Source organism: Wolbachia endosymbiont of Cylisticus convexus, assembly GCF_003344345.1.
Window position 1 is genome coordinate 1 of sequence record NZ_QPIP01000102.1, and the last position, 2993, is coordinate 2993.

2 protein-coding genes are annotated in these 2993 nt (G+C 35.4%); both read right to left on the reverse strand.

The genetic code is table 11. The features are described from left to right. Positions 1–621 precede the first annotated feature (621 nt). On the reverse strand, positions 622–1962 hold the full coding sequence (locus tag Wcon_RS08305; protein ID WP_114517842.1) for a hypothetical protein: 1341 nt from the start codon (positions 1960–1962) through the stop codon (positions 622–624). A 4-nt stretch (positions 1963–1966) separates the two neighbouring features. Beyond that, the gene (locus Wcon_RS08310) at positions 1967–2848 is read right to left on the reverse strand and encodes a hypothetical protein (RefSeq protein ID WP_237350118.1); all 882 of its coding nucleotides are present in this window, start codon (positions 2846–2848) and stop codon (positions 1967–1969) included. Positions 2849–2993 lie beyond the last annotated feature (145 nt).

A 2993-nucleotide genomic window follows, 5' to 3' on the forward strand; every position in this document is an offset into this window, starting at 1 on the left:
GTCATAAACTGCTAGGCCTTCATGATGTCATCCCGGCCTTCACCCAGTGTCCTCTTTCTCTTGTCATCCCAGTACTTGATACTGGGATCCAGATGCACGGCTAATGCTGAAACCAATACTCCCTTTTCTTGTCATCCGAGTACTGGGACCCAGAAGACTCAGGTAATAAGAACTAGATTCCAGCGTCACGCGCTGGAATGACACCGTCATAAACTGCTAGGTCTTCATGATGTCATCCCGGCCCTCATGATGTCATTCCAGTCCTCATAGTGTTTATCCCGGCCTTCATAATGTCATTCCAGCCCTCATGATGTCATCCCAGTACTGGGATCCAACTAAATTGGTAAACACTTTACAACGTTTTTTGTGCAAAAGGACTGGATGCCAGCTGACCATTTGTTCCTATAGTTGTCTTTTCTCGTCTACCTTATTTTGCCACTCTGCTGAACAGATACAGTTTTTGCAGCGGCTTGTCTTGCGTTCTATTACAAAAATTTTGTGGTACTAATGAGTAGCAAAATGATAGCGAATCTAAACTAAAAAGAATACATTCTTACACTGCTTTAAAGTCTACTAAATTCATTTTAAAAGAATAATAATTATAATATACTTTGTGTGTGGTTAAGATAGCTCTGGAATGGCATAAAGAATTACGCCATCATCGAAATGAAACTCGTTATTTGCATCTGCTGCTGTGTACTCTTTATGAATTTTATAAGAGTTATAAACATCATACTCTGCTTTTGTATGGTAATCACAATACTGAAACTCACCATTTTCATTGAAAGAGCCAAATTGATCAATTAATGTAGCTATTTTTCTACCTTTTCCACTCTTTGTTAATTCAAATACATCGGCTGGGCAGTAACCTGGATCAGTGGTTCCTTCTGTGATAAAAAATGATGGTTTATCGTTAAGCAACTTGCAGAAATTTGGTTTATATTCCTTTTTCATACAGTTTAAACTTATATACTGATATTCATCTGGGACGTTTGAGTATTGTGGATCATACTTTTTATGTTCAAAAAACTCATTACCTAAGAAATTACAAAACGTTAATTTATAATCATCATTATTACCGGACTTAACGACTTTAAGGTAATGAAAATCTCTAGGAATTTTTACCTCTTCTTCCGTAACGTGATTACGTATGACCAATTGATCATCAAGCATGTAGTAACCTATTTTCGGTAAAGTAGCTACAAGCTTACCGTTCAACATGATATCTGCTTGATAGATATTATCCGATAACTTCTCTCCTTGCTGCAAAGTACAATCCTGCCCGGCCTTAGTTGTTGCTTCTGACACACCACACTGTTCAGCCTTAGTTAAGTTTTCTATTATTGTTGATATCTCACTTATTTCTAATATATTATGTTCATTTTTTGTGTATTGATATTTGTAGCAACTACCATCTTCACATATCGGAAGACACTCTCCATCTTTGTCTGATATAAAGATATTATCTCCTTCTATTGTAAAATAAAGTCCACCTGTTTCTTCTTTAATCTTTTGTAGTACTGGGTCATTTTCATCGTTAAAATTGATAAAATTGAGTACTCCAGTTGTACCTCTGCTAGACAATTTGATGCCAAAGTATGGACTATCTTTTATGTTGTAAAGCGAAGTTAAGATTGGTTTTGACTCAAGCTTTTCTATAATATTGTTCCTATTTGTACTTACTATAGCCTCTTGTTCTACAATAAGATCCTTTTTTATAGAGTTTCCACTTTCATCAAACTTTTCTGCTTGTAGAGGTAAGTTTCCCTCATATAAAAATATTTTATCTCCCTGCTTCTTTAACTTTAAATCATTAATATTCGCAACTTCAACTGTACCAATATGTGAAGAAACAGTATTCACATTACCATTTTCCTTTACTATGTAATATGCAGTAGGAAGTTTAATCAACTTTTTATAAAGCGGATTTTTATCGTCTATTTTAAATATATGTTTTTCCATGATATTACCTTAAACAACTAACAACTTTCTGATTAATGGCACTGAGGCTACTAGGAGGAGCGACATAACTCATAAAACTCCTTGGCTGTTCGTTATCTGCCACTATTTTTTCAGTATTAACGAAAGCTCTTTGCTCTTTATTGTCTTTTAATGTTTCCTCCATATGATCTTTAAAAGTAGCCAAACATTTACTGATTTGTTTGTAATCAGGGCATGATTTTTCTGCAGCTAAACACAAGAACTTCAACAGCTCGTTATGATTTTCATCATTAGATAATGATTTACTTATAATAGTTGACTGTAGTGCCACTGGATCAAAATTTAGACTTTTCTTTGGAATGCCACATTTTGAAGCTGCTTCTTCTAATACCTTTTCAAACTTTATGGCAATATCTGCTGCATCTATTATTTTTGCCACTTGATTAAGCTCCTGTATTTTATTTTTTACTTTATATTCATCCTGTCCTACAGAAGGATAAAAGAAATTTATTACTTGAGATATAAATGAACTTGATCTGCTTGCTCCACTCGTTACTGGTGCGATTTGCCTCCTCTTTCTACGTGCGGTACACATTAGATCTGTAGGTTTTGTCTTACAAAACATATCTTTTGTTCTACTATAGAATGTTTCCGCATTGTTTGCGGATTGAAGTGCTTTATCAGCAAAATCTTCAACTTCTTCTATAAGATTCACTGTTTGATTGTGTAGTGTTTTAACCTTATCTTTTGTATCTTCAGCTTGTTTAGCAAAATCTTCTGAAGCATTTTTAGCTCCCTCTGCTGCATTTTTAGCATCCAAGGTTTCAGTTCTTGTTTGATTAATCTCACGTAAAAATTGATGCACCACATCAGTACCTATTCCATCTTCTCCCTTTAGACCTGGCATTCCTATTGAACCAGTATCTCCTTTACTACCCTCAAGACCAGATCTGCCAGCCCGACCTTTGGGCCCTTGAAGACCTATATTTCCTTTGTCACCTTTAGGACCGGATATACCTTGTACTCCATCTGCTCCTTAGGTCCTACTGAAC

Bases quoted from the DNA above. Each gene is read 5' to 3' on its own strand.
- Wcon_RS08310 (WP_237350118.1), bottom strand. From the start codon at position 2,848: ATGCCAGGTCTAAAGGGAGAAGATGGAATAGGTACTGATGTGGTGCAT.
- Wcon_RS08305 (WP_114517842.1), bottom strand. From the start codon at position 1,962: ATGGAAAAACATATATTTAAAATAGACGATAAAAATCCGCTTTATAAA.